Raw genomic sequence first — 24,482 nt, forward strand, 5'->3', positions numbered from 1 at the left:
CTGGTCCAGATAATCCCGTTCAGGACTGTCTGGGATGCCATCGACCACACCGTCAACATAACCCGAACCATCCCCCAGCAGCTCCCCGAAAAGCACTTCATCCGCACCAGTTTCACCCGCACTAGGGCCATCCGGCCCAGAGTCACCATTCACCCCACCACCGGTTGCCGCGTTCTCACCCGTGAAGGGCAGAATCCCACCCCCGCACACCACCCCGAACAACAGCTGCGCCCCGCCGGCGCCTTCGGGAACAAAACCCTCTGCCAGCCCCAGACCGGTGCTAGGACCGGGACTGGGACTGGGACTAGGACTGTAGCTGGGACTGGGACTGGGACTGGGGCTGGTGCCAGAGCCGGGACTGGAGCTAGGGCTGGTGCTGGGACTGGGCCCAGAGCCGGGACTGGTGCTAGGGCTGGGGTGTGGTTCGGGAGCGGCGGTGGTCTTCGGGGTGGGGTCCGGGTTCAAGTAGCGGCCCACCGGCTCATGAGGGTCCCGGTGGGCCCAGACGGGCTCCTGATCAAACAAGGTGACCCCGAAAGCTGACTTACTGCCAAAAGGGACCTCGCCGACGGCCCCGGCCCAGCCTGCGCTGGCGCCGCGACTGCTACCACCAGCGGTTTCAGCGGTTCCTGCAATACCAACAACGCCAGAAGAACCAGGGCCAGCAGTGCCAGCCTCGGCACCCGCTTGAGTGCCGCCCATGGTGGTGTTGAAGCTGCCACCACTGACGGTAGGACCGCCCGGGGTGTTGCTGGCGGTAGGGCCGTTGGGGGCCTCGCCACTGTGTCCAGTGCCAGTGCCAGTGCCGCTACCGTCACCAGTACCAGTACCAGTACCAGTACCAGTACCAGTACCAGTGTCAGTGCCGGATCTGGTGGGGTTCTCACCTAGGGGGTGTTGGTTCAGCAGCAGGGCGGCGGCCACGTCAATGCGTAGCTGGGTCAGCGTCCGGTACTCCCCGGAGTCGACCCCAGCGCCCTGTCCTGTGAGAGCTGCTGCGCGGCGTGCTTGGTGTTTGATGGCACGGGCTGTGCGGGTGCAGTTTACCCAGACCCCCTCCGCTGCCACAGCGGGCAGGTGCAGGGTCAGCCATGACATGCCGTCCTTGCCCGGTTCCAAGGTCATGGCCCGCTTCTCGTAGGCCTGCTTGGTGCGGGTCGTCAGAGTCCAGGGGTGGGTGGATTCCCGGGCGCGCCTGGCTTTCGCAGCGAATCCCGACGCCGTGGTCCCCGGCGCGAGAACCAACAACCGTGCCTCGAAGGCTGCCATGTCCCTTGCGGTGATACCCGGGGTTTCCGCCAAGGTCTGCCCCTCATCGATGATGATGCCCGCATGGCGGAAGGAAAGCTCTCCCGCCTCCAACGCCGCCATCGTCCCCGGATGGGCCAGCAGCTCCACGGCCTGGTGCGCCAGCACCGCGGCGGAACGTTCGGGAATACACAGGGTCAAAGCGATGTCCGCGCACGCACTAGAGGCAGCGACCCCGGACTGCCACCGATCCAACGCCACAGCCGTAGCCTCCACCTGCGCTGCCCCCAACACCTTCGCCACCAAGGCCGCCTTGCAAGCAGCCGTGGCATCCTCCAAACGCTTCACAACAGCCAACGCCGCCATCGCAGCATCGTACACACCCCGGGCAACACCCACTCTTGACAGTGGCTCCGGCCCCGACACCACCGAGGGAACAAACGCCGGCAACCCCACCAACACAGCATTGTCAGGGCCAAAGGATTCAATGGAAGGAAGAACAATCCCAGCCAGCAACCGGGCCACATCCTGCGTGGCCTCACCGCCCCGATCTCCGGGGACAATCACCGGAATACTCATACCCTCAGAATACGCCCACCGTTACCACAACGCAATAGCCTCACGAACAAATATTCTACCGATCTTGTTGTCCATGGTGCCCGGCGGCACGAATGGGTGACACTATTGCAGGATGGATGCACAGATCATTTGGACAATTGTTTGCGGCCTGGCCATTGCCGTGGGCGCCACGGGGGTCATTGTGCCAGTTCTCCCCGGAAGCTTGCTGATAGGCGTGAGCTTGCTGGTATGGGCGTTGGTGCTGGGCTCCCCGCTGGGCTGGATAGTTTTTAGCATTGCTGTGCTATTTGTTGCGGCGGGCATGGTTTCCAGCGCCGTGCTGACGGGGCGGGTCATGAAGCAGCGCGCCATTCCCGGGAGATCTGTGGTCATAGGCTTGGTGCTGGGAGTAGTGGGGTTCTTTGTGATCCCGGTGGTGGGTTTGCTGGTGGGATTCGCCGTAGGCTTGTTCCTGTCAGAATTTGCCCGCCAGAAGGAGTTTCGCCCAGCCGTAACTTCCTCTGTTGCTGCTCTCAAGGCCACGGGGCTGGGCATCTTGGTGGAGTTTGGCTTTGCCTCGTTGGCAGCCGGCACCTGGGCCGCCGGTGTGCTGATTCACTTCCTGAACCGCTAGTACTGAGCCGCTAGTACTGAAGCGCTAGCAAGTCGGCGGCTGGCCTCCTAAGGAACAGCCAGGCCCACTTTGATGTCAGCCATGCGGCCGCCGCAGCGTTCATTGCCTGAGACTCGCGTCCAATTTAAATCCGTCGACTTCGCGGCCAGAACATTTCCGGCCTGATCGAAGACCTTGAAACTCATGGCAGTGGGCGGCTGCGCTCCTACATTGAGCAGCCACGATCCGTCCTTTTGGTGGGCCAGCAATTGTGTGTTTCCCTTAGCGCTTTTGGCGAACGTGGGAGCCATGGGGACACATTCGTTGCCCGAACATGCCGTGACACTTGCGGCCCTGGAGGAATCGCTCAAGGTAAGTGTCAAGTGGTTGTCCCAATTGGGTGAGGAACAGGGGCGGCCATCGCGATCAAGCACTATGGCACCAATAATCAAGGCCATGCAAAAGGCAGCCACGAGTGGAACCAGAACAAGTTCCACGCGGCGTCGAGTATTTGAAACAACAGGCATGGGCTCATGGTATCCAAGGACCCTGACTGTTTCCCGCGAAAGTGCCCAGACAATCCCGGGCTTCGGTCAGGGCCTGAGCCAGGGCCCGCGATGGCGGATTGTGGCGAGGCTGTGGATCCTGGCGCGTTGAGTCTTTGGCCCATGCGGGGCGGGTGAGGCCACATGATCGGGCGTGGAATGTGAATTCCCCACTAGGATCTGAACATGTCTTCAGTTGCTCACACTGTCCCGGCCCCGGTGCAGCCGCCCTACCCCTACCAGGCCCAGGGCGTGCGCCTGCGTCCGGTCACCATGGCGGATGTGCTGGCAGTCAACGAGTACAGGTCCTTGGCGCAGGTGGCCCGCTACCTGCCGCACCCGCCGCAAACCGTGGCCGACACCGAACTGACATTGGCCGCAATGGTGACCCAAAAAGAGCTGCAAACCCCCGGCCAGTGGCTGGACTTGGCTGTGGAGCATGGACCCACCAATGAGGCAGTCGGGGAAGTTCTGCTGAAGTGGGACGCAGCAAATCCGCTCCGGGGCGAGATTGGTTTTGTTTTCAGCCCCGCGGTGCAAGGCCTTGGCATTGCCTTTGCTGCCTGCACAGCCGCACTGGAGATCGCCTTCGGCCACTTTGGCTGGCACCGGGTGGAAGGCATCTGCGATGACCGAAATGAAAAATCAGCCGCGTTGATGACTAGGTTGGGGATGCGTCAGGAGGCCACATTTGTGGAAGCCGATTGGTGCAAGGGCGAGTGGGTCACGCTGCGCCACTACGCCATCCTGAACCGAGAATGGCCGGTGCAGTAGATGGCGGATTTCCAGGAGACGTTCGACGGCGACAGCCGGCTTACGCTGGCTGTGCCCATGCGCTGGGGAGACATGGACGCCTATGGGCACATCAACAACGTGGAAGTTCTGCGAATCCTGGAGGAAGCGCGGGTGCATGCCTTTGGCCCACCCGCCGGCACGGGCCTTCCCGGCGTTGCCGTTGCCCGTCCCGTGTTTGCGGATCTGCCGAGGAACACCCAGGCTTTGGTGGTGGAACATAGGGTCAAGTACCTGACGCCGCTGAACTATCGCAACATTCCTGCCGTGGTGGATGTGTGGATCAGCTCCATCAAGGGCGCCAGTTTCACTGTGGCCTATGCGATTTTCGATCCCATCACGCAAGCCAAGTGTGTTGTTGCTGAAACCGTCCTGGCTTTTCTTGACGAATCCAATGGCAGGCTGGTGCGGATTTCCGCGGCGAAGAAGGCCCAGCTGCAGCCACTTCTGGGGCCCAAGAATTTTCGCTCCTAGGACTTGTGCAAGGATTATTTGGAAACCGCGTCAGAATCGCTTCGCTTTGCACTCCTTTAAAGTAGGCGTGAAATCTACAGGGAGCGATTGCATGGAGCCGAAGAATAATATGGAGCAACAGACGCTTCGCGCAAGTGTTGTGTTGCAGCACGCAGACATGCCGCGCAGAGGGCTGACGCTGCTGCACACAACACGGTGCACCGCGGCCGGCCCGGGACGATTGGTCACCTTCACCAGCTACGTCATCAACGAAGGTACGGAGCCGCTTGCGCGCGTGCGCTTGGTGCCCATGTCCCTGAGTAACGCTGACATGACACAACTGCGCTACATAAAGCTGCTCTCCCTCGATGAACTGACGGTGGGCGCCCTGGCCGCCAACAGCTACGTGAAGTGGGAAAGCCACTACAAGGTGACCCACCGGGATGTTGCCAGCGGAGGCCCGCTCATCAGCGCCATGGCCGCCACTGCAGTTGCCCAAGACGGCACGGAACTGCGTGATGAGGCTGATGTGGTGCTCGAGATGGCAGCGGAGGGGGACGGTGCCTGAATACCAGGTGCCCGCGGCAGACTTAACGTCCCTCAGGAAGCCTGCGTGACAAGTATTCCGTCGGGATCGGCGTAAACCATGTCGCCCGGCGTGATGGTCACTCGGCCCAGGTGCACGGGGACATCTTGGCGTCCAACGCCGTCCTTGGCGCTCTTGGCAGGGTTCGTCCCTAACGCTTTCACTCCCAAGGGGAGGGTCCGGATCGCTTCGCTGTCACGGATGGCACCGTAAATGATCACCCCGGACCAGCCATGGTCCACAGCTGACTGGGCAATCATGTCCCCCATGAGGGCATTCTCCAAGGAGCCGCCGCCGTCGACCACCAGGACGGCGCCCCGACCGGGGGTTGCCAACAGGGTCTTTATGAGTGCGTTGTCCGCAGAGCACCGGATGGTTCGTGCCGGGCCGCTAAAAGTGGTGACAGCACCAAAATCCCGAAATTGCACTGACACGGAGGCCAACTCCGGCCCTCGTTCGTCATAGAGATCTGCTGTGGAGATAGTCATGGGGCTCCCAACGTCGATGTTAGTATTCGCTCAGCATAAAGCGCCGAACACTCCCAAAGCGAGAGCCTGCCGATGTTGCGTCACACAGGAGCGCCCATAAGACTGGTCATGAACGTGCCGCCACACCGGCGCACAGCGCAGCTGCACGAACCAACTTTTGAGGACTAAGGGGCACATATGTCGGAGCGGACCGGTCAAACTGTGGGGGACACGCGGGCCTTGTCTGGGCAGTTGCTCCAAGACATCACGGGCGCCATGCGCGCCCCGGAGCAGACCCGAACCAGGGCACTTGACCGCCACGCCAACGCCCACGACGCCTCCCATTTCCTCTTGATTCCCCAAGCCGTTGCGGTCCCGGAAAACGCCGCCGAAGTGGCGAAGCTGATGGTGGTCAGTGCCGCTCGTGGGCTGCCGCTGACGCTGCGTTCCGGTGGCACCAGCCTCAGTGGCCAGGCCGTCAGCGGCGGTCTGCTGGTGGATGTGCGCAAGAACTTCCGCGCCATTGACGTGCTCGACGGCGGTGCCCGCGTCAGGGTGCAACCTGGCGTGACCGTGCGTGATCTCAATGCCCGGCTGTTGCGGTACGGACGCAAGTTTGGGCCGGACCCGGCCAGCGAGGCTGCCTGCACCATCGGCGGGGTTGTCGCCAATAACTCCTCGGGCATGGCCTGCGGGACCACCGACAACGCTTACAGAACACTGGAGTCGCTGACTCTTGTACTGCCCAGCGGCACCGTCATTGACACGGCAGCCCCGGATGCCTCGGCCCGGCTGCGCTCGCTGGAGCCTGAACTGTTTGCCGGTCTTGGCGAGCTTGCTGAGAGGGTCCGCAACAACCCGGCTTCCCGAGCCGCCATTGAACGCCAATTCGCCATGAAGAACACCATGGGCTACGGACTGAACTCCTTGCTTGATTTTGAGGATCCCGTGGACATTTTGGCGCACCTTCTGGTGGGCAGCGAAGGCACTTTGGGATTCGTGGCCGAGGCAGTCTTTAGGACAGTGCCCCGGCTGGCCCATGCCACTTCGGGTCTGCTGGTTTTCAAAGACCTCCAAGCCGCCAATACGGCATTGCCTGCGTTGGTGGACAGTGGCGCCGCCACCGTGGAACTCATGGACGCACTTGCACTGCGGGTGGGCCAGGGGCTCAGTCAGGTGCCCGGCGTCGTACGCGATTTGAAGGTGCACAACCACGCGGCGCTATTGGTGGAATACCAAAGCGGCAATGCGGCCGAGCTGGCTGACCTTAACGCTGCTGCGGTAGCCCTGGCGGGCACGCTGGGGCTGCAGAGCCCCGCTGAGTTCAGTTCCGACTCGACTGTCCGGGCCGAACTCTGGCATCTGCGCAAGGGCCTGTACACCTCCGTGGCGGGGGCCCGGCCGCCGGGCACTACGGCACTGCTGGAGGATGTGGTGGTCCCCGTTCCCGCACTGGCCCGCACCTGCCTGGAACTGAACACCTTGTTTACCAAATACAGGTATGAGAATTCGGTCATCTTTGGGCACGCCAAGGACGGCAACATTCACTTCATGCTGACGGATAGGTTCGCCAGCCAGGATGAGCTTGACCGCTACGAGGCGTTCACCGAAGACATGGTGGATGTGGTGCTGGCTGAGGGCGGCTCGCTCAAGGCAGAACACGGCACGGGCCGGGTCATGGCCCCGTTTGTGCGCCGGCAGTATGGGGATGAACTGTATGAGGTGATGCGCCGGATCAAGGCACTTTGTGACCCTGCGGGGATGCTCAATCCTGGCGTCATCCTCGACGACGACGTGAAAGCACACTTGCGCCACATAAAAATGGCGCCGCCGGAGGTGGATCCCGAGGTGGATCGCTGCGTTTCCTGCGGCTACTGCGAACCCGTATGTCCCAGCAAGAACCTCACCTTGACCCCGCGCCAGCGCATTGTCACGCTACGCGACATGGCCGCGGCCCGGCGCGACGGGGACGTGGCGCTCGCCGACGCCCTGGCCGCGGACTACGACTACGCCGGCGTGGATACCTGCGCGGTGGATGGCATGTGCCAAACAGCCTGCCCCGTGGACATCAACACCGGCACACTGGTCAAGCATTTGCGGACGGAGGCTGCCGGTACCGTGGAAAACGCGGTCTGGGGCGCCGCCGCCAAGCATTGGGGCTCCGTCACCCAGGGAGCCGGGCTGGCACTGGGCGTGGCCGCGAAGGTGCCAGCCGCCGTCGTGCTCCCCGTGAACAAGTTGGGGCGCAAGGTGCTGGGTGAGGACACGCTGCCGCTGTATTCGGCCGAACTGCCCGCCGGAGGGAAGGCGCGACGCCGGCCCGCGCCAGCAGGGGGAGCGGCGGCCGTGTATTTCCCCGCCTGCGTCAACGTCATGTTTGGGCCTGCTGAGGCGGGAACGGCCGGTGTGCAAGCAAGTTTTGAGCAGCTGTGTGCCGCCGCCGGAGTTGAGCTGCTGGTTCCCGAGGGAATTGACAGTGCGTGCTGCGGTACGCCGTGGTCGTCCAAGGGCATGGCCGCGGGTCTGACGGGCATGCACCAGCGGACGTTGAAGCTGCTGCGTGCGGCCACACGGGACGGGGAATTGGAGATCATTTGTGATGCTTCCAGTTGTACCGAGGGGCTGCTGCACACCCTTGAAAGCGAGGTGTTGGCTCCCGGGCAGAAGCCGCTGCGGGTGGTTGATGCTGTGGCGTTTACCGCCGAACGGCTGCTGCCGCTGTTGGGTGAGGGGTCGGCCCGGCTGGACTCATTGGCCCTGCACCCCACGTGTTCCTCCGTACGGTTGGGCTTGAATGCGGCGCTAACGCAGGTGGCGGGGGCTGTGGCTGAGTCGGTCCAGGTCCCGGATGGCTGGGGCTGTTGCGGTTTTGCCGGGGATCGCGGAATGCTGCATCCGGAGCTGACGGCGTCCGCCACGGCGGCGCAGGCCGCCGATGTTGTGGCGATGGACGCAACCGCGCATGCCTCTTGCAATAGGACGTGCGAGCTGGGGATGAGCCGTGCCACGGGCGAGAACTACCGCCACGTGGTGGAGATCTTGGCAGACGCCGTGGCTGTGCACGCGGGGCGGAAATAGGGCGATCGGGCGTCATTTGCCACGTTTTCAAGTAATAGGCGGGTAAGTTCGCCCACGTTCCGGCCTAAATGAAAGCTTTTGTGGCTAAAGTAGGGTTCAAGATTGGCGCCGGCGCGCAATGTGCCGGTGCTGTGGAGACTAAACATAAGGATGAAAAATGGCTGGAATCATCATTGTCGGCGTAGACGGCAACTCAACGTCCATGAAGGCTGCCCGCGTAGCCGCTGAACTGGCCAAGGCCACCGGCCGCACCCTGCGCGTTGTTACCGCATTCGGCGAAGACAAGACCGAAAAGGTAGCCATTGGCAACGACGAGTGGTTCCTGTCCACCGCCGATGAGGCCGAGCGTGTTGCTCAGCGTGTTGCTGAAGAACTGAAGATCTCCGGCGTCAAGACTGAGTACTCCTCGGCCCTGGGCAAGCCGGCAGATGTTCTGCTCGAAGAGGCCACCAAGCTCAACGCCGAACTGATTGTTGTGGGTAACGTCCGCATGCAGGGCCTGGCCCGCGTTCTTGGCTCCGTAGCCAACGCCGTGTCACACAACGCCCCGTGCGACGTCTACATCGTCAAGACCGACGGCTAAAACTCTTCTTTTCAAAACCCCCGCAGCGTTCACCGCTGCGGGGGTTTTGTGCTTTCTGTGCACCGGACGAACAGGATGTTCCGGTACCGCCGGCTCATGTGTCAGCGATATTTGCGGTGCTGGTTCTCGTGGGTGGACGGACCGGGGTCCGCGCTGGCAATCCACGGGCCAGTGCCTTCCGAGGGGTCAAGGACGCCCTCTTCCAGCCAGGTGAACTGCCCGGCAAGCAGTTCCTCGCTCAGGGACTTGTCCGAGTCGTCCGTGTTGTGCCAAAGCTCGCTGAACAACGCCTCCACACGCAGCCGCGACTGCCAAGCGAAGGCGTCGGCCAGTGTTGCTGCCGAGCGGCCCTGATGGGGGTCCTTGAGCCGGAGCATCTCCGCACGTGAACAGCAGGCTGAAATGGCGAAAAGCTCCGCCCCAATATCAACTATCCGCCCCAGGAACGCCTGCTTGTACTCAAGTTTTCCCTGCCAGCGGCCCATGGCATAAAAGGTTTGCCGTGCCAGCTTCCGGGACTCCCTCTCCACAAAGCGCACATGCTTGGCGAGTAGGCCAAAGTCGTTGTAGGAGCGCGGATCCATCCCCTTGCCCACCACCAGCTGCGGCAGCCACTTGGCATAGAAACCGCTGGCACCCATGGCCGCCTTCCCTTTTTCCGCCAGCGTTGCCGTGGTGGACGCCAAATCGCCGGCCGCAGCCAGATGCGCATCAACCGCCTCTCGGGCGATGAGCAGGTGCATGATCTCCGTGGAGCCCTCAAAGATCCTGTTGATCCGCAGATCCCGCAACAATTGTTCGGCAGGCACCGCGCGTTCGCCGCGGGCCGCAAGGGACGCCGCCGTCTCATAACCGCGCCCGCCGCGAATCTGGACCAGTTCATCGGCGCACTTGTAGGAAAACTCGGAGGACCAGAGCTTCGCCAAGGCGGCTTCGATGCGCACGTCCTTCATGCCGGCGTCGGCCAATGCCGCCGACAGTTCAAAGACGGCCTCCAGGGCGAAGGCAGTGGCGGCCATGAAAGCCAGCTTCTTGCCAACGGCCTCGTGCTGCCCCACGGGCATTCCCCACTGAATGCGGGCACCGGACCATTCCCTGGCGATCTTCAGGGACCACTTCGCCGCGCCGGCCGCCATCGCCGGAATGGACAGGCGCCCCGTGTTCAAAGTTGTCAGGGCGATCTTCAGGCCCTGGCCCTCACGGCCCAAACGATTCTCGGCCGGGACCCGCACCTGGTGGAAGCGGGTCACACCATTTTCAATGCCGCGCAAACCCATGAACGCATTGCGGTTTTCAACAGTGATGCCGGGGGAGTTGGCCTCAACCACAAAGGCCGTGATGCCGCCGGTCTTACGCCCTGCCGCGTCAAGCCCGCGAGAGGGGACCAGCGCCATGACCACCACAAGCTCGGCAATGACACCGTTGGTGGTCCAGAGTTTCACGCCGTCCAGCAGGTACTCGCTGCCGTCCTCCGACGGAACGGCAAGAGCGCCCATGCGGGCCGGATCGGAACCCACATCCGGCTCAGTGAGCAGAAACGCCGTGACAGCCCCGGCGGCACAGCGGGGCAGGTACTTTTGTTTTTGCTCAGCTGTGCCAAATACTTTCACGGGCTCCGGCACGCCGATGGATTGATGGGCGGATACGAGGGCGCCAAACGCCGGGTGGACGCTGCCCAAGATGGCCAGCGCCCTGCCGTAGTACGTCAGGTTCAGACCAAGCCCGCCATACTCAATCGGGATTTTCATGCCGAATACACCTAGTTCTGCCAAGCCGGCCAGGTACTCGTCGGGAATTTTTGCCTCCCGTTCAATCCGCGCACCGTCGATGGTCTTGGCGTAGGCCGTTACCTTTTCCAAGAATGCCTCCCCGCGCTCGGTATCCTCGGCCGAGGGGAGCGGGTGGGGATGGATGAGATCAACGTTAAAGGCGCCAAGATACAGGCCCTTGGCAAAACTGGGGCGTTCCCACGCAGTTTCCCGGGCCGCTTCCGCAGCGTTTCTGGCATCCTCGGCGGTGACACGCACTCCGCCAGCATCAACATCAGCGCTCATGGCTTCCTCATTTCCGCCAGCGGCGTGAACACTGCAGGCTTGTGGATCCGGTACATCGCATCGATTGATGCGAGCCTACTCCCCGGTACACTCGGCGGCTAGAGGTCAGCGGAGGTGCAAAAAAGCCCCGGCGTGGGCCGGGGCTTTTTTGAATCGGTCAAATACTAGTTGCGCACGTCGGTGATGCCGCGGGCGGCGAGGTATCCGGCGTCGGACGTCTTGGAAGAACGGACCAAGGCAGGCTTCTGCCCGGCCGCAGCCAGTTCCAGCCAGCCTTTGAACAGCTCTCCGGAGGGATCGGCCACCGAGCGGCCAACACCCGTTGCTTCGTTGCCCGGATCAAAGGACAGGGCCGTGCTGCGTTGGCGCACCGGAGTGGGATTGGCCTTCTCGGCGGCGATCAGTTCGGCCAGGCGCAGCCCGGCTGGCTTGGGGCGGCGGTCCGAATCCAGCAGACCCAGGGTGTATTCCAGTTCCGGGAAGTCCGCCAGCTTGCGGCTGACATCGTGCGAGCACCACCAGGTGACGCCCCAGAGATTCGGCGTGTCCAGCACGGGACGCAGGCTCTGCTCGAGGAAGTCGGCCGCGCCGCCGAACGGAACGGCAGGGTACGGGGCGCCAATTTCCTGCAGCCAGATGGGCCGGGCGGGGTCGTTGGAGTAAGCATCCGCCAGCTGGATCAGGTAGTCGGCAAACAGTGTCCGGGCCGGGTGGCCCTGCGGGAAGAGGTGCGCCACGGCCACGAAGACCCAGGAGTGCACCGTGGTGGCATCGCCCAGGGTTGCTGCGTGCGCCGGCGTGACGGGGCAGCTGTCCACAAACCAGGCGTTGTCATCAAAACTGTGCTGGTGCATGCCCGTGGGCCAGGCCTTGCGGGCCGCAGCAAGCAGGGTGTTGAACCATTCCCGCATTTCATCCGGGGAGGTGACCTGCTGGTCCGGGTGCCGTTCCACCGCGAACTGGTTGGTCTCATTGCCCACAGTCATGCCCAGCACGTTGGGACGGGAAGTGACCTCGGCGGCCAGGGCTGTGATGAGCGCAGCCTCCGCCTCAACCACTTCCGGGTCCGTGTAAATGTTGCGGCGGTGCCAGCTGGTCACCCAGGCCGGCAGGAAGTCAAAGCTGGAGAGGTGCCCCTGCAAACCGTCCACCGAGACGTCAAGGCCGAACTCGCCGGCGGCGTCTACCACCCGGCCCACATCGGCAATGCCGGCGGGCCGGATCAGGGCGCGGTTGGGCTGGAGCAGTGGCCACAGCGGGAAGATGCGCACGTGGTCCAGACCCAGGGCGGCAATCGACTCAAAGTCAGCCCGCACCGCGTCCACGTCAAAGTCCTGCCAGGAGTGGAACCAGCCCTCACTGGGTGTGTAGTTCACGCCCCATCGCAAGGGATTCGGGCGGCCCGCAGCGGGGGAGGGGAGGTTCATTTATTGCCTTTCCGCAAACGCAGAGTCAGGATTTGGAAGGGACGCAAGGCCAGGTGAATCGTGGATGTGCCGTCGTCCGCCGCGGAAACCGTGAGTGAACCGGCGTCGTACGGCCGTTCAAGGAGGTTGTTTTCCGCCACGGCAGCCACGGGGAAGGATGCGCTCAGCGTCACCGACGCCCGGGCGCCAAGCGGCTCGTACAGGCGCACAATCACATCGCCACTGCGGTCATCTGCCAGCTTCACGGCCTCAATCAGGGCTGCCTGCGAGTCCGTGCTGACGAGGGGCTCGACGGCGGCGCCATCGGCTGGAACACCGCGCCACGGCAGGTTCAGCGCATAGCCGGCAGCCACAGCGTCCTGTACCTCGGCGCCCACCACGAGCCCGTAACTAAAGGAATGCTGGCCCTGGTCAGTCTCCGGATCGGGGAAACGCGGCCCACGCAGCAATGAAAGCCGCACCGTGGTGAAACTGGACCCGTTGCGCCCGGGGTGGCGGGAAACGTCGTGCCCGTAGGTGGAATCGTTGATGACGGCCGCGCCAAAACCGGGCTCGCCCACATGGACCCAGCGGTGTGCGCACACCTCAAAACGGGCGTTGTCCCACGAGGTGTTCTCATGCGTGGCGCGCTGAATGTGCCCGTACTGCGTCTCGAAGCGGGCGTGGTCGGCGTGCACGTCGAGCGGGAAGGCTGCCTTCAGCAGTGTCTCCTGCTCGTGCCAATCGACGTCGGTGTAGACCGTGATGACCTTGGAATCCGGTGAGATGCGCACACGCTGGCTGATGTGCGACTTCCGAAAACTGCGCTTGATGGTGATCTCGGGCTGGTTGCCCAGCATCGTGACCTCCATCGAATCCAGTTCTCGAATGTCCGTGACGGTGTTTTTGTAAAACTCGTCAATGTCCCAGGCGTCCCACATGTTGGGGAAATCCGTGTGCAGCTGCAACAGGTTGGCGCCCTGCCCGGCCGGCACCAATTCGCGGTTTGCGGCCACGTCCAGGATCGAGCTGATGACGCCGTCCGCGCCGAAGCGGACGGTGATGAGCCCGTTGTGTACGACGACGTCACTCCCGTCGCGCTCCACCGCCACCTTCGTTGTGGGTGGCCCCGCGACACCCGCGCTGAGTGGGGCAACGCCGCCGCGCGGGTAGGGGGAAGCGTTGAAGAGCGTGGTGTTCGCGAAATCCCGCTCCGAGGTCTCGACACGGGGCCACGGCCGCGAGGGGTCCCCGGCCGAGCTTGCGAGGGTGGGGAGCGGCTGGGGATCGACAAACGGCGCCAGCGCAAGCAGCGCCGGGCTGATGATCTCTTCGAGATCGCTGGCAATCCGGGCATAGCTTTCGGCAGCTTCGCGGTGCACCCAGGCGATGGAGGAGCCGGGCAGTATGTCGTGGAACTGGTTCAGCAGCACCAGCTTCCAGATCCGGTCGAGCTCCTCGTACGGATAGTCGATGAGTCCGCGCACGGCCGCCGTTGCGCTCCATAGCTCGGTCTCACGCAGCAGGTGTTCGCTGCGGCGGTTCCCCTGTTTCGTCAAGGCCTGGGAGGTGTAGGTGCCGCGGTGCAGCTCAAGGTACAGCTCGCCCTTCCATACCGGCGCGTTGGGGTATTCGGCCTGCGCGGCGATGAAAAACTCGGCCGGCGAAGCGATGGTGACCCGGGGTGAGCCTTCCAGGTTTTTGGTGCGCCTCGCCCGAGCCAGCATTTCACGCGTGGGCCCGCCTCCGCCGTCGCCCCAGCCAAACGGGACCAGGGAGTTCTTCGCGGCGCCCTTGTCTCGGAAGTTGTTCACAGCGTGCGCCAGTTCAGCGCCGGACAGCTGGGAGTTGTACGTGTCGACGGGCGGGAAATGTGTGAACACGCGGGTGCCGTCGATGCCCTCCCAGTTAAAGGTGTGGTGTGGGAACTTGTTGACGGTGTTCCAGGAAATCTTTTGTGTCAGGAACCACTGGGCGCCTGCCTGCTTCACAATCTGTGGCAGCGCTGCAGAGTAGCCAAAGGAGTCCGGCAGCCACACCTCCTGGCACTCGATGCCGAAGTTCTCTTGGAAGAAGCGCTGGCCGTAGCTGAACTGGCGGGCCATGGCCTCCGAACCCACCATGTTGGTGTCCGATTCCACCCACATGCCGCCCACCGGGATGAAGCGTCCCTGTGCCACGGCGTCTTTGACCTTGGCGAACACCTCCGGCCGGTGCTCCTTGAGCCATTCGTACTGCTGGGCGGAGGACATGGCGAATTGCAGCTCGGGATACTCGGAGAGCAGGTTCACCACATTGGAGGCCGTGCGGGCCACTTTGCGCACCGTCTCACGCACAGGCCACAGCCACGCCGAGTCAATGTGTGCGTGCCCAATGGCCGTGATCTGGTGGGCGCTGGCATTGGCCGGTTGGGCCAAGACCTCGGCCAGCTGGGCGCGGGCCGCGGCAGCTGTGCCGGGTATGTCTGAGAGGGAAACGGCGTCGAGCGCGCGTTCCAGCGCATACAAGATGTCCCAGCGGCGCGGGTTGCCCAGATCCAGCTCGGTGGCCAGCTGGTCCAGCACCTCGAGGTCTTGTGCCAGCTCCCACACTTCGGTGTTGAAAATGTTGATGTCCGCCCGGGCCATGGTGTAGCGCGGGGCGCTCCCGGCGGTGAATTTTTCCCCCAGCGCAGTGGGGATGAAGGGGTTGTCGGTGAAGACGAAGGGGTTCGCGGCGGCCTCAACGAAGAGGTCAATGGGTTCCCCGCCCTGCGCCGCCGATGACACCGGGAGCCAGGTGTTCAGCGGGTTCAGCGCCTTGATGGTGGTGCCGTCCGGGCGGTAGGCCAAACCTTCGGCCTGAAATCCTGGCCAGGACTGGCTGAAGCCCAGGTCCACCACAAGCTCCACCTGGTGGCCGCGCGCCTGCGGGGGCACCGTGCCGGTGACATGGATCCAGCTGGTGCCCCACGCCGGACCCCACTGCTGGCCCACTGCGAAAGGCTGGTAGTCCACTTCGCCGGAAACGCCGGAGTGGGGCAGGGCAAGTGCGGGATCGACTGGTTCGCCCTGGCCACCTTCCACATGCCACGCCGTCAGCTCCAAGGGGGCGACCGGGGTATGGATGGCCGGGAGGATGCGTTCGGTGAGGACTCGCTTGAGCCGGTTTTGGATCAGGCCGTGTTTGTCATGCATGTGCGGATACCTTCCAATAACGGGCAGCAGAGCGGCTGAAATGACAGTCTAGTGTGGCGAGTCTCTCCGGGCGCACATAAGCTGTTGTGTTCCATCAGCTAAGGAGAAAACATGGGCAATGAAGGCCCCGCGTCGAAAGAAATAGTGGCGGCATGGGACGGGCGGGAGTTCCTCAAGGGGCCCTTGCTCGAGTGTGCCGAGCTGATAGAAACCATCACCGGCGACCCTGAACTTGCCAGCATCTTCCACGAGGGCATGCGCAACACACTTGAGACCACTCTCAGCCGGGAAGCCGACGGCACCACCTTTGTCATCACCGGCGACATCCCCGCCATGTGGCTGCGCGACTCCAGCGCCCAAATGCTGCCGTTTCTGAGGTTTTTGGACTCCTCGGACGGCCCGGCGCTCTACGAGCTTCTAGCGGGCCTGAGCAAGCGCCAATTTCAGTATGTGGCCCAGGATTCCTACGCCAACGCCTTCAATCAGGAAGCCAACGGCGCCTCCTACGACCCGGAAGACTGCTGCGATGATCCGTGGGTCTGGGAACGCAAATATGAAGTGGACTCCTTGGCGTTCCCCCTCTGGCTGGCCCACACCGTGTGGCGGCGCACCACACGCACCGACGTCTTTGACGAAGCGGTCCACGGTGTCCTGCGCACCATTGTGAATCAGCTGCGGCTCGAACAAGACCATGAGAAGAACTCGCCGTACAGCTTTGTGCGCAACACTGATTTGCCCAGCGAAACGTTGCAGCGGGGTGGAAAGGGCCCAGCGCTGGGCATCACCGGCATGACCTGGGCCGGATTCCGTCCCAGCGACGACGCCTGCGTTTACAGCTTCAACGTGCCCGGCAACCTGTTCGCCGCCCAGGCGCTGCGGCAGCTGGCGGAGATTGCCGCCGAAATTTACGACGACGGCCAGCTCGCCTCAGACGCCGCCTCGCTGGCGGCGGAGATTGCCGCCGGAGTGGCGGAATTTGGCGTGATTCACCACCCCCTGCACGGGGACATGTACGCCTACGAGGTGGACGGGCTGGGCAACACCTTGTTGATGGATGACGCCAACATGCCAAGCCTGCTCTCACTGCCCCTGACCGGCGGCATTGACCAGGACGACCCGCTGTACCTGGCCACCCGGGCGTTTATTTTGAGCGGGGAAAACCCTTATTGCTACCGGGGCTCGCACGCAGCCGGAATCGGCAGCCCCCACACGCCGTCGGGCTACATCTGGCCCATCGGAATGGCCGTGCAGGGGCTCACCACCCCGGAGAAAACCGAGAAGTTGCGGCTGCTGCAGCTGCTGCGTGACACAACAGGCGGCACGGGCGCCATGCACGAGGGATTCGATGTGGACAATCCCGCACGGTTCACCCGGCCCTGGTTCTCGTGGGCCAACTCCATGTTTGCCGAATTGCTGCTGGACTATTGTGACCTTGGCAATTGAAACCAACGCGTCCGCAGCGATGGCTTTGTGCATTGCGGGACGCACATTCTCTAGAGTGGGTTCATGACGTCATTAGAGCAGTCGACCACCACTGCGTCCCACGGACTTGCCAGCGAACAATTTGCCCCCGTCCGGGAGCTTTTTGATTCCATGCTCAGTGCCGATCCCGGCTACAGTGCGCAGCTGTCCGTCTACCTCAATGGGAGCCAGGTGGTTGGCCTGGTGGGCGGCCCCGACTCCGCGGCTGATTCGATCACTGGCGTCTTTTCCTGTTCCAAGGGCGTTGCCGCGCTCGCCTTCAGCCTGCTGGTTCAAGACGGCCTGATCAATCTGGACGCCACGGTGGCCACATACTGGCCCGAGTTCGCCCGCAACGGCAAGGCGACCATCACAGTGCGCCAGCTTTTGTCACACCAAGCGGGACTGGTGGGTGTGCAGGGCGGCTTCGCCATGGAGGAGTACAACGATTTGCCGGCCGTGGCGGACCGGCTGGCCGCGCTGGCGCCCATGTGGCGCCCCGGCAGCGGCATCTTTGGCTACCACGCGCTCACCATGGGCGTTTTCCTGGAGGAACTGTGCCGCCGCGTCACCGGCGAACGCCTGCAGGATGTGTACAACCGCCGTATCCGTGAGCCCTATGCGGCCAGCATGTTCCTTGGCGTGCCGGAGTCCGAAGAGTCGCGGTTCCGTCCCGTGCTGTTCACGCAGGAACCAGGCCCGGCATTCTTTGACCCGCATTCCATGGCAGGGGTGTCCGGCAACGTTCAAGCCGGCAACTTGCTGGGCATGCCCAATCTCCGCAGTATTCGCGCCGAAGGCAGCACCAGTGGTGCCGGCGTGGGCTCCGCCGACGGGCTGGCCCGTGTGTATGCCGGCGCCATCACAGGGATCGACGGCCTGCCCGCGTACCTCACACCGGAGACTGTTGCCCTCATGAGCCAGGAACAGGTGTGGGGCCTGGACAGGGTCTTTTGCGACACCAGTGCCTTTGCCATTACCTTCATGAAATCCCACCCGCGCATGGACTTTGGCAGCGCGCAGGCCTTCGGACACGAGGGTGCCAATGCCTCTCTGGGTTACGCGGATCCGCTGTATGGCGTTGGCTTCGGCTACGTTCCAGCCTGGAATGAGGAAGGGACAACGAGCGGGCGCGCCATGCAACTCAGCGCAGCCGTGCGCAAGGCCATCCTCGGCTAATCACCTCACAGATGTGCCGGTAGGCGCAATCTCAGGCTGCGGGGTCTGCTCACTTCAAATCAGCAAGGGCCTGGGCGATGGCCCGGTGGAACGTGGGGTAGGCGTAAATCATGGTTTTCAGTGTTGCCACCGGGATGCGGGCATGGACCGCCAGGACCAGCGCCGAAAGTACCTCCCCGCCATGCGGGCCCATGGAGGTGGCCCCCACCAAAACGCCCGTTTGGGTGTCCTCGATGACCTTAATGAAGCCTTGGTTGCCGGATTTGTGAATCCAACCTCGCGTGGACGCACTCACCTCAGTAAGCCCCACCCGGATGGACAGGCCCGCCTCCCGTGCCTGCTTTTCGCTGAGTCCGACGGCGCCAATCTCAGGATCCGTAAACGTCACGCGAGGCACGGCATGGGATTCGGCGGAACCCCTGTCCGCCTGCTTTGCATGCTTGGCGAGGATGTGGCCGGACACAATGTTGCCCTGATACATGGACATGTGGGTGAAGGCCCCGGCCCCAGCGGCGTCGCCAATCAGGTACAGCCCTTCGGCCAGTTGCAGGTGGGGGTCCACGCTGGGGGCCGTTTTGCCGTCCCACTCGATGCCTGCCCCGGACAGGTTCAGGGGAGCCAACGCCATGGTGCGCCCGGTGGCCACCAGGAACTTTTCGGCGCGGAGGCGCTTGACCTTTCCCGCGGAATCCGTGGCTTCAATGCGGAAACCACCCGCCGAGTGCCGCACGGCAGTGATGTTGGTGTTGTTCAGGATCTTGATGCCCTCGCTGTGGAACACCTCAGCCAGAAGTTTGGCTGCCTGGGGTTCCTCGCGCGAAAGCAGCCCCGGCCCACGAGCAACAACAGTTACCTTTGAGCCAAAGCGGGCAAAAGCCTGCGCCAGTTCCACTGCAATGGGCCCGGCACCCCAAACCACCAGCGAGGCGGGCGCCTCGGTGGCTTGAACAGCTTCCCGATTGGTCCAGAACGGTGTCCCGGACAAGCTGGGATCGGAGGGCAAGGCCGGATTCGTGCCCGGGTTGAGCACCACAGCCAGCCGTGCACGGAAGGTGCGCTCACCGCCGTCGGGCATTGATACCGTGACCTCACGGGGGCCAGCCAGCCGGCCGGTGCCGCGAATCAGGTGCCCGCCCTTGTCGGTGAAACGCTTGGCCGCGACGGCGTCGTCCCAATCATCGGTGGCCTCGGCACGGATGCGCTTGGCCACCACGGAAAAGTCGGCCGTGATCTGCGCCTGGCCGGCCAAGCCGGGAATGCGCAGTCCCTCAGCCACGGCATTGCCGGCCCGGATCATCATTTTGGAGGGGACGCAGCCATAGTAGGGGCACTCTCCGCCCACCAGGCCGGACTCCACGCCCACTACTTTCAGTCCGGCGGCGGCCAGTTCCCCGGCCACCGACTCGCCGCCCGGGCCCATCCCCACGACAACAACATCAACAACCGCAGTTTTCTCAGTGGTGGCCATGACGGCTCCTTACTTGGTGATGCCCTTGTCCTTGAGCCACTGCGCAGCCGCGGCCTTGGGATCCATCTTTGAAGCGCCCTCAACCTGGGTGCGCAAGGCGATCAAATCCGCCGTTGTCAGCTGCTTGGAAACAGCGTCCAGAGCAGTCTTTGCCGCGTCATTGACCTTCTCAGTCTTGACCAGGGGGACAACCTGCTGGGCGCCGATTAGGCCCTTGGGGTCATCCAGCACAACCAGCTTGTTGGCCGTGATTTCCGGGGAAGTGGTGAAGATGTCAGCAATTTGAACTTCATTGTTCAGCAGTGCCTTAAGGTTCAAGGCTTCGGAACTGGCACTGAAGGGCACAAAGCTCTTCGGCACGCAGTCATAGAGCTTGGCCAGGCCGGGCAGGCCATAAGGGCGCGTTGAAAATTCCGACGGCGCGGCCAGGATCAGATCCTTGCACACCGGTGCCAGGTCCGCAATGGACTTGAGGTTGTACTTGGCGGCCGTCTCCGCCGTAACAACAATTGCATCCTTGTCCTCAGCCGAAGCGGCCGTCAAAATGCTCAAACCCGTGGGAAGTTTAGCGGGCAGGGCAGCCAAAATTCCCGCACCATCAATGACAGTGTTGCTGGTGTCAAGGTAGCCCAGCAGATTGCCGGTGTATTCGGGGACCACATCGATGGAACCGTCTTGGAGAGCCGTCAGGTAGACCTCGCGGGCGCCGATGTTCAGCTTGGTGGTGGCCGTGACGCCCGCTGCGTTCAACGCGCCGGCATAGATCTCGGCAAGGATGGCGTTTTCGGGGAAGTTGGCTGAACCCACCACCACTGATCCGCCCGATCCGGCCGAGCCGCTGCTGGCCGCACCCAAGGGATTACCGCCGCCGCAGGCTGTTACGGCAAAAGCAATGGAGAGACCAGCTGCCGCACCCATGAGTGCGCGGCGGGTGGGCAAGGAATTCTTTGTCATGATTTTTCTCCTGTAAGACCGGCTGTTGCTTGTGAAATTGTGGGTTCCTGGGCCGCGACTGGCTGATCAGGTACTGGCTTGGCTTCCTTCAGGCCCGGTGAAAGCACTGCCCGCTGCACCAGTGCCAGCAAACCGTCAAGGGCAATGGCCAGCGCGGCAATAACTACCGCGCCACCCAGTACCTGACCGTAATCCTGTACCGCCAAGCCGTCAATAATGTACCGCCCCAGCCCGCCAAGACTGATGAAAGCCACCACGGCTACAGTGGATATTACCTGGAGCACGGCGGAGCGGAATCCGCCCAACATCACGGTGAGTCCGTTGGGGACCTCTACGCCAAACAAGATCTGCCGTTCTGTCATGCCCATGCTGCGGGCGGCATCAACCAGCCCCCTGTCAACGGCAGCAATGGCCGCATACGTGGCCGTCAAAATGGGTGGCACGGCCAGTAACACCAGTGCCCAGATGGCTGGCATGAGGGACAGTGATGAGGTGGCGATGAGGGCAAACAACGTCATGACGCCCAGCGTTGGAAGGGCGCGCAGCATGCCGGCCAGGGCAATGACCGAGCCTCGTCCCCGGCCGGTGTGGCCCACGTAAAGTCCCAGTGGAATCGCGATGGCAAGCGACACCAGAAGCGTCAGGGCCGAGTAGCCCAAATGCTCCACGAGCCGTGCGGGTATGCCCAGCGGGCCCTGCCAATTCAGTGGATCGCTGAGCCATTCCCAGCCCTGGCTGAACGGATCGGTGCCCGTGTACTTGGTGGCTGGCAGTGCCGCCGTCACTACGATCATGCCTCCACCGCCGCGGTGTGCAGGTCACTGGCAAGGGCCGGCCTTGGTTTGGCTGTTCGCAGCCATGGGGTGAGCAGTTTTTGCACTAACACGAGCACCACGTCCATCAACAGCGCCAGGACCAAGGTGCCCACAATCCCCACCACGATTTCGGTGGGGAAATTTCTTTGCAGGCCGTCGGTGAAGAAGAAGCCCAAACTGGGAATCCCCAACAGGGACCCCACTGTGACCAGTGAAATATTGCTGACTGAAATGACGCGCAGCCCGGCAAAAAGGACCGGGATGGACAGTGGCAGGTCAACGCCCAGGAACCGTTGCAACGGTTTGTATCCCATGGCCGTGGCCGCCTGGCGGATGGTGTCGTCCACGGAATTGAGGGCATCCAAGGTGGATCTGACCAGCAACGCAACAGCGTAGATGGTCAACGCCACAATGATGTTGGAAAAGTCCAGGATCTTGGTGCCCAGGATGCTCGGCAGAATCACAAACAAGGCCAACGACGGGATGGTGTACAGCAGGGAGCCCAGTGACAAGATGATGCCACCGGCCACTTTGTTCAGCCGGGCTAGCTGGGCCAGGGGGATGGCGATCAGGACGCTGAGCACCAGCGGCACCACGGCCTGGATCAGGTGGTAGCCCGTGAGGTTGAGCACTTGCTCCAAGTTGGCCAGAAACCACTGCATCAGTACCGACTTTCCCGCGCGGCATCAATCGCGGCTAAAACCTGCGCAGCCTTTACTACACCCGTCACCTTGCCCTCGGCATCCACGGCAACACCCCATCCGGAGGGGGAGGAGAGTGCCGCGTCCAAGGCGTTGCGCAAGGGGTCGCCGTCACGGAACAGCGAGCCGCCCGGGATCAGCTCGAGCGGTGTTGATGCTGCGTGCGAACCACGGAGCAGCCAGCCTTGCGGACGGTTGTGGGCGTCCACAGTCAGAACCCACTCGGAGCCAGCGGTGGCAGCCGGGGTGGCGCCAGCTTCGGCGTCGTCCGGGTTGGCAGCCGTGTTCGGCAGGGTCGCGCCCCACAGGACAGTGGGAACGGGGTGGATGGGCAAGGAATCACCGGGGCTGAACGACAAGCGCCGGAAACCGCGGTCACGGCCCACAAAGCCGGCCACAAAGTCATCAATGGGGGCCCGGAGAATTTCCTCCGGAGGCGCGTATTGGGCCACACGGCCACCACTGGCAAAGACTGCCAGTGTGTCGCCCAGGACGGTGGCCTCGTCGATGTCATGGGTGACGAAGATAATGGTTTTGGCCAGTTCCCGCTGCAGCCGCAACAGCTCCTGCTGCAGTTCAGCCCGGACCACCGGATCCACAGCTGAAAAGGGTTCGTCCATGAGCAAGACTGGCGGATCGGCGGCCAGCGCCCGGGCCACGCCTACACGCTGTTGCTGCCCGCCGGAGAGCTGGTTGGGGTAGCGCCTTGCCATGGACGCTGACAAGCCCACTGTTTCCAGAAGTTCCAAGGAACGTTTCCTGGCCTGGGCGCGCGGGACCTTGTTGAGCCGGAGCACTGTGGAGACGTTGTCCAGGACTGTGCGGTGCGGCAACAACCCTGCCTGCTGCATCACATAGCCCATGGAGCGGCGCAGTTCGGGGGCTGGGATGGAACTCACATCGCGCCCGCCAACAGTAATGATGCCGGACGTGGGCTCCACCATGCGGTTGATCATGCGCAGAGACGTGGTCTTGCCGCAACCTGACGGCCCAACAAAGACGGTAATCTTGCCGGTTTCAATGCTGAGGTTGAGATTGTCAACTGCTGGATGGCCTGTTTGGTAGACCTTGCTGACGCCCCGAAATTCAACCATGGCGCGGCCGTTCAGCCCGGCGGATTTCTGCGCGGACGTGCTGCTGGCCTGTGCTGCGACGGTGGATTCTTGGGCCGTCATGGGTTGGTCCTGACTGTGGGCGGCGTTCTTGTGGATCGTTCACCTGGTGCCTGTTGATCATAGGCAGGCTGCATTTGCTGCGTAAAGTGCCTCGGAGGGTGAGTCGGGTGTCTTAGGCTGACTCCATGGACACAAACTCCGATGCACAGACTGACTTTGGCACCCAGGGCATCTACGTCACTGGTGACGAATACACCCGGGACACCAACTATATTGAGTCCCGCATCACCGGCGACGCTGCCGACGGCTACCCCGTGGAAGCCGGCCGGTACCGCCTGGTGGTGGCACGGGCCTGCCCGTGGGCGCACCGGTCAACCATTGTTCGCCGCCTGCTGGGCCTCGAAGACGCCATTTCCATTGGCGTGTGCGGCCCCACGCATGATGTGCGCTCCTGGACCTTTGACCTGGATGAGGGCGGCGTGGACCCTGTGCTGGGGATTGCGCGCCTGCAGGACGCCTACTTCAAGCGCACCCCCAACTACCCGCGAGGCATCACCGTCCCGGCCATGGTTGACGTGCCCAGCGGCGCCGTGGTGACAAACAATTTCCCGCAAATTACCCTTGACTTTTCCACCGAGTGGACCGAATTTCATCGCGAGGGAGCACCGGACCTCTACCCCGAGGCGCTGCGCGAGGAAATGGCAATTGTGAACAAGCGCGTATTCACAGAGGTCAACAACGGTGTTTACCGGTGTGGATTTGCCGGCAGCCAGGAATCCTACGACGCGGCGTACGAGCGCTTGTTTACAGCCCTTGACTGGCTGGAGGAGCGGCTGGCCACCCAGCGCTTCCTCATGGGTGACACCATCACCGAGGCCGATGTCCGGCTCTTCACCACGCTGGTGCGTTTCGACGCCGTCTACCACGGGCACTTCAAATGCAACCGCAACAAGCTCAGCGAGATGCCGGTCCTATGGGCCTACGCGCGCGACCTCTTTCAGACTCCCGGCTTTGGTGACACCGTGAACTTTGAGCAAATCAAGGAACATTATTACGTGGTGCATGAGGACCTGAACCCCACCCGGATCATCCCGACGGGCCCGGACACCTCGGGATGGTCGACGGCGCACGGCCGGGAGTCACTAGGTGGCCGCCCGTTTGGAAGCGGAACGGCCCCCACCCGTCCAGCGGACGACTGAGGACCGTTGGCCGGCTGGGCCCCTCGAGATC

Annotated in this window: 20 protein-coding genes; 9 read left to right on the top strand and 11 right to left on the bottom strand. The window is 63.0% G+C overall.

What is annotated here, in order from left to right; all coding sequences use genetic code 11:
• Positions 1 to 1,827 (bottom strand): 13E12 repeat family protein (locus CVS28_RS19870; RefSeq protein WP_207797138.1); only part of this gene is annotated, 1,827 nt, incomplete at its 3' end.
• Between the two features lie 112 nt (positions 1,828 to 1,939).
• On the opposite strand from CVS28_RS19870, the gene CVS28_RS00025 reads away from it, so the two are divergent.
• Positions 1,940 to 2,440 (top strand): DUF456 domain-containing protein, encoded by a 501-nt coding sequence (locus tag CVS28_RS00025; RefSeq protein WP_103463701.1) that lies wholly within the window; start codon positions 1,940 to 1,942, stop codon positions 2,438 to 2,440.
• Between the two features lie 47 nt (positions 2,441 to 2,487).
• Here the strand turns inward: CVS28_RS00025 and CVS28_RS00030 are convergent, their stop codons facing one another.
• Positions 2,488 to 2,946, bottom strand: coding sequence for a hypothetical protein (locus tag CVS28_RS00030; RefSeq protein ID WP_133159014.1), 459 nt, complete (start codon positions 2,944 to 2,946; stop codon positions 2,488 to 2,490).
• 204 nt (positions 2,947 to 3,150) lie between these two features.
• Here CVS28_RS00030 and CVS28_RS00035 point away from each other — a divergent pair, with 204 nt between their 5' ends.
• From CVS28_RS00035 to CVS28_RS00045, 3 genes are all read left to right on the top strand, one after another.
• Entirely contained in the window at positions 3,151 to 3,738 is a 588-nt protein-coding gene (locus tag CVS28_RS00035) for a GNAT family N-acetyltransferase (protein WP_103480248.1), read from the top strand.
• Positions 3,739 to 4,230 carry an acyl-CoA thioesterase gene (locus CVS28_RS00040; RefSeq protein ID WP_103463704.1) on the top strand — a complete coding sequence of 164 codons (492 nt, stop codon included), beginning with the start codon at positions 3,739 to 3,741 and terminating at the stop codon, positions 4,228 to 4,230.
• 91 nt (positions 4,231 to 4,321) lie between these two features.
• On the top strand, positions 4,322 to 4,777 hold the full coding sequence (locus CVS28_RS00045) for a hypothetical protein (protein ID WP_133159015.1): 456 nt from the start codon (positions 4,322 to 4,324) through the stop codon (positions 4,775 to 4,777).
• Positions 4,778 to 4,809: 32 nt separating this feature from the next.
• Here CVS28_RS00045 and rraA read toward each other — a convergent pair whose 3' ends face one another.
• Complete coding sequence (gene rraA, locus CVS28_RS00050) at positions 4,810 to 5,283, bottom strand: ribonuclease E activity regulator RraA (protein WP_103463706.1); 474 nt, start codon at positions 5,281 to 5,283, stop codon at positions 4,810 to 4,812.
• Positions 5,284 to 5,460: 177 nt separating this feature from the next.
• Between rraA and CVS28_RS00055 the strand changes: the two genes are divergently transcribed.
• Entirely contained in the window at positions 5,461 to 8,340 is a 2,880-nt protein-coding gene (locus CVS28_RS00055) for an FAD-binding and (Fe-S)-binding domain-containing protein (protein ID WP_103480250.1), read from the top strand.
• Between the two features lie 157 nt (positions 8,341 to 8,497).
• Positions 8,498 to 8,923 (top strand): universal stress protein, encoded by a 426-nt coding sequence (locus CVS28_RS00060; protein WP_103463708.1) that lies wholly within the window; start codon positions 8,498 to 8,500, stop codon positions 8,921 to 8,923.
• Between the two features lie 101 nt (positions 8,924 to 9,024).
• Here CVS28_RS00060 and CVS28_RS00065 read toward each other — a convergent pair whose 3' ends face one another.
• The 3 genes from CVS28_RS00065 to CVS28_RS00075 all read right to left on the bottom strand — a co-directional run bounded on the left by CVS28_RS00065 (position 9,025) and on the right by CVS28_RS00075 (position 15,559).
• Positions 9,025 to 10,977, bottom strand: a complete 1,953-nt coding sequence (locus CVS28_RS00065; protein WP_103480251.1) for an acyl-CoA dehydrogenase family protein — start codon at positions 10,975 to 10,977, stop codon at positions 9,025 to 9,027.
• A 164-nt stretch (positions 10,978 to 11,141) separates the two neighbouring features.
• Positions 11,142 to 12,404: a glycoside hydrolase 5 family protein gene (locus CVS28_RS00070; RefSeq protein WP_103480252.1), complete on the bottom strand. Its 1,263-nt coding sequence runs from the start codon at positions 12,402 to 12,404 to the stop codon at positions 11,142 to 11,144.
• Positions 12,401 to 15,559: an alpha-mannosidase gene (locus CVS28_RS00075; RefSeq protein WP_103480253.1), complete on the bottom strand. Its 3,159-nt coding sequence runs from the start codon at positions 15,557 to 15,559 to the stop codon at positions 12,401 to 12,403. Before CVS28_RS00075 ends, CVS28_RS00070 begins: the two co-directional genes overlap by 4 nt.
• 111 nt (positions 15,560 to 15,670) lie before the next feature.
• Between CVS28_RS00075 and CVS28_RS00080 the strand changes: the two genes are divergently transcribed.
• Positions 15,671 to 17,002 carry a glycoside hydrolase family 125 protein gene (locus CVS28_RS00080; protein ID WP_103480254.1) on the top strand — a complete coding sequence of 444 codons (1,332 nt, stop codon included), beginning with the start codon at positions 15,671 to 15,673 and terminating at the stop codon, positions 17,000 to 17,002.
• A gap of 63 nt (positions 17,003 to 17,065) precedes the next feature.
• A complete protein-coding gene (locus CVS28_RS00085; RefSeq protein WP_103463713.1) occupies positions 17,066 to 18,199 on the top strand; it encodes a serine hydrolase domain-containing protein in 1,134 nt (377 codons plus the stop codon).
• A gap of 49 nt (positions 18,200 to 18,248) precedes the next feature.
• Here the strand turns inward: CVS28_RS00085 and CVS28_RS00090 are convergent, their stop codons facing one another.
• From CVS28_RS00090 to CVS28_RS00110, 5 genes are read right to left on the bottom strand one after another with little or no spacing between them, the layout of a single operon-like run.
• Complete coding sequence (locus CVS28_RS00090) at positions 18,249 to 19,667, bottom strand: dihydrolipoyl dehydrogenase family protein (RefSeq protein WP_103463714.1); 1,419 nt, start codon at positions 19,665 to 19,667, stop codon at positions 18,249 to 18,251.
• Between the two features lie 9 nt (positions 19,668 to 19,676).
• A complete protein-coding gene (locus tag CVS28_RS00095) occupies positions 19,677 to 20,621 on the bottom strand; it encodes an ABC transporter substrate-binding protein (RefSeq protein WP_103463715.1) in 945 nt (314 codons plus the stop codon).
• Positions 20,618 to 21,415 (bottom strand): ABC transporter permease, encoded by a 798-nt coding sequence (locus tag CVS28_RS00100; RefSeq protein WP_103480255.1) that lies wholly within the window; start codon positions 21,413 to 21,415, stop codon positions 20,618 to 20,620. Before CVS28_RS00100 ends, CVS28_RS00095 begins: the two co-directional genes overlap by 4 nt.
• The gene (locus CVS28_RS00105) at positions 21,412 to 22,098 is read right to left on the bottom strand and encodes an ABC transporter permease (protein WP_103480256.1); all 687 of its coding nucleotides are present in this window, start codon (positions 22,096 to 22,098) and stop codon (positions 21,412 to 21,414) included. The genes CVS28_RS00100 and CVS28_RS00105 overlap by 4 nt, the downstream gene beginning before the upstream one ends.
• On the bottom strand, positions 22,098 to 23,231 hold the full coding sequence (locus tag CVS28_RS00110; RefSeq protein ID WP_103480461.1) for an ABC transporter ATP-binding protein: 1,134 nt from the start codon (positions 23,229 to 23,231) through the stop codon (positions 22,098 to 22,100). The genes CVS28_RS00105 and CVS28_RS00110 overlap by 1 nt, the downstream gene beginning before the upstream one ends.
• Before the next feature lie 206 nt (positions 23,232 to 23,437).
• Here CVS28_RS00110 and CVS28_RS00115 point away from each other — a divergent pair, with 206 nt between their 5' ends.
• The gene (locus tag CVS28_RS00115) at positions 23,438 to 24,451 is read left to right on the top strand and encodes a glutathione S-transferase family protein (protein WP_103480257.1); all 1,014 of its coding nucleotides are present in this window, start codon (positions 23,438 to 23,440) and stop codon (positions 24,449 to 24,451) included.
• The last annotated feature ends 31 nt before the right edge of the window (positions 24,452 to 24,482 follow it).

Origin of the sequence: Arthrobacter glacialis (genome assembly GCF_002909415.1) — a bacterium.
GTDB lineage: Bacteria > Actinomycetota > Actinomycetes > Actinomycetales > Micrococcaceae > Specibacter > Specibacter glacialis.

What these genes read in the sequence shown, in the direction of transcription:
- CVS28_RS00025 (WP_103463701.1), top strand. Translation starts at nt 1,940, where the DNA reads ATGGATGCACAGATCATTTGGACAATTGTTTGCGGCCTGGCCATTGCC.
- CVS28_RS00030 (WP_133159014.1), bottom strand. Translation starts at nt 2,946, where the DNA reads ATGCCTGTTGTTTCAAATACTCGACGCCGCGTGGAACTTGTTCTGGTT.
- CVS28_RS00035 (WP_103480248.1), top strand. Translation starts at nt 3,151, where the DNA reads ATGTCTTCAGTTGCTCACACTGTCCCGGCCCCGGTGCAGCCGCCCTAC.
- CVS28_RS00040 (WP_103463704.1), top strand. Translation starts at nt 3,739, where the DNA reads ATGGCGGATTTCCAGGAGACGTTCGACGGCGACAGCCGGCTTACGCTG.
- CVS28_RS00045 (WP_133159015.1), top strand. Translation starts at nt 4,322, where the DNA reads ATGGAGCCGAAGAATAATATGGAGCAACAGACGCTTCGCGCAAGTGTT.
- rraA (WP_103463706.1), bottom strand. Translation starts at nt 5,283, where the DNA reads ATGACTATCTCCACAGCAGATCTCTATGACGAACGAGGGCCGGAGTTG.
- CVS28_RS00055 (WP_103480250.1), top strand. Translation starts at nt 5,461, where the DNA reads ATGTCGGAGCGGACCGGTCAAACTGTGGGGGACACGCGGGCCTTGTCT.
- CVS28_RS00060 (WP_103463708.1), top strand. Translation starts at nt 8,498, where the DNA reads ATGGCTGGAATCATCATTGTCGGCGTAGACGGCAACTCAACGTCCATG.
- CVS28_RS00065 (WP_103480251.1), bottom strand. Translation starts at nt 10,977, where the DNA reads ATGAGCGCTGATGTTGATGCTGGCGGAGTGCGTGTCACCGCCGAGGAT.
- CVS28_RS00070 (WP_103480252.1), bottom strand. Translation starts at nt 12,404, where the DNA reads ATGAACCTCCCCTCCCCCGCTGCGGGCCGCCCGAATCCCTTGCGATGG.
- CVS28_RS00075 (WP_103480253.1), bottom strand. Translation starts at nt 15,559, where the DNA reads ATGCATGACAAACACGGCCTGATCCAAAACCGGCTCAAGCGAGTCCTC.
- CVS28_RS00080 (WP_103480254.1), top strand. Translation starts at nt 15,671, where the DNA reads ATGGGCAATGAAGGCCCCGCGTCGAAAGAAATAGTGGCGGCATGGGAC.
- CVS28_RS00085 (WP_103463713.1), top strand. Translation starts at nt 17,066, where the DNA reads ATGACGTCATTAGAGCAGTCGACCACCACTGCGTCCCACGGACTTGCC.
- CVS28_RS00090 (WP_103463714.1), bottom strand. Translation starts at nt 19,667, where the DNA reads ATGGCCACCACTGAGAAAACTGCGGTTGTTGATGTTGTTGTCGTGGGG.
- CVS28_RS00095 (WP_103463715.1), bottom strand. Translation starts at nt 20,621, where the DNA reads ATGACAAAGAATTCCTTGCCCACCCGCCGCGCACTCATGGGTGCGGCA.
- CVS28_RS00100 (WP_103480255.1), bottom strand. Translation starts at nt 21,415, where the DNA reads ATGATCGTAGTGACGGCGGCACTGCCAGCCACCAAGTACACGGGCACC.
- CVS28_RS00105 (WP_103480256.1), bottom strand. Translation starts at nt 22,098, where the DNA reads ATGCAGTGGTTTCTGGCCAACTTGGAGCAAGTGCTCAACCTCACGGGC.
- CVS28_RS00110 (WP_103480461.1), bottom strand. Translation starts at nt 23,231, where the DNA reads ATGGTTGAATTTCGGGGCGTCAGCAAGGTCTACCAAACAGGCCATCCA.
- CVS28_RS00115 (WP_103480257.1), top strand. Translation starts at nt 23,438, where the DNA reads ATGGACACAAACTCCGATGCACAGACTGACTTTGGCACCCAGGGCATC.